The 1,049-nt window shown below is 70.4% G+C and carries 1 protein-coding gene and 1 pseudogene; both read right to left on the bottom strand.

The window, feature by feature from the left end; translation table 11 throughout:
* Positions 1-245, bottom strand: a pseudogene (locus ACWF62_RS20695) (hypothetical protein); the annotation flags it as partial.
* Positions 245-1,049 (bottom strand): CDP-glycerol glycerophosphotransferase family protein (locus tag ACWF62_RS20690; RefSeq protein ID WP_452631312.1); only part of this gene is annotated, 805 nt, incomplete at its 5' end. The pseudogene ACWF62_RS20695 and the gene ACWF62_RS20690, both read right to left, overlap by 1 nt.

Below are 1,049 nucleotides of genomic sequence, written 5' to 3'. Positions count from 1 at the left end.
CAGTTGAGCCGCTCGGCGAAGGTGTTGGCCCGCCACGGTTCGGGTGCCGGCTCCGGGTAGAGCGTGGTGTGCCCGTAGCCGGGGTCCGGCTGGTACGTGTGCGGCTCGGGGCTCGGCCGGATGCCGATCAGCTCCACGCGGTGCCCGCGCCCGGCGAACCCCCGGGCCAGGGTGTGCAGCACCCGCTGGGAGCCGCCCATGGAGTCCACGTCGATGCCGGTCAGGAAGATGTTGCGGTGTTTCATCAGGCGATTCCTTCGAAGAAGCGTTCCACCACGGCCCAGCTGGCGCCGCCGGTCTCGTAGGTCGTGAAGCGGCTCTGGAACGCCGCGTACCGGTCGGCGTGCTCCTTCTGCACCCGGTCCAGGTCGTTCACCACCTCCACCAGCTCCCCGGTCTCCGTCAGCACCGGGCCCGGCGCGATCTCCGCCAGGTCGTAGTACGCGCCGCGCGCGCTGTTGCGGTAGTGCTCGTAGTCGTCGGCGAACAGCAGGACGGGCCGCCCCAGGTTGGCGTAGTCGAACATCACCGAGGAGTAGTCCGTCAGCAGCGCGTCCGAGGCCAGCAGCAGATCGTTGATGTCGGGGAAGCCGCGCCCGTCCCGCACCACCGGGGCCACCTCGCGCGGTACTTCGAAGCGTTCGTAGTAGTGCGGGCGGACCACGATCGTCCACTCCTGCCCGATGCCGGCCGCGAGTTGGGCCAGGTCCACCCGCAGTGACGCGCCCGAGCCGCGTGCTCCGTCCCGGAACGTCGGCGCGTACAGCAGTACCTTGCGCCCGTCCGGGATCTGCAGCCGCACCCGCGCCGCCTGCGCCCGGTCCCTGGCCTCCACCTCCCGCCAGCGCACCAGTACGTCGTTGCGCGGCAGTCCGCAGCGCAGCAGTTCACCGGTGTAGCCGTTGGCCCGGACGAAGGTGCGCTCGAACTCCTCGCTGGGCGCGATCAGCAGGTCCCAGCGGGCGACCGCGTCCCGGTGCAGGCGCTGCTTCTCCTCGCTCCCGAAGCGCAGTTCGGGGATGTCGAAGCCCATGTGCTTGAACGCCTGG

Source organism: Rhodococcus sp. NPDC054953, assembly GCF_053609225.1.
Note: the sequence above shows the minus strand (reverse complement) of the source record. Positions and strands in the feature narration are given on the sequence as shown.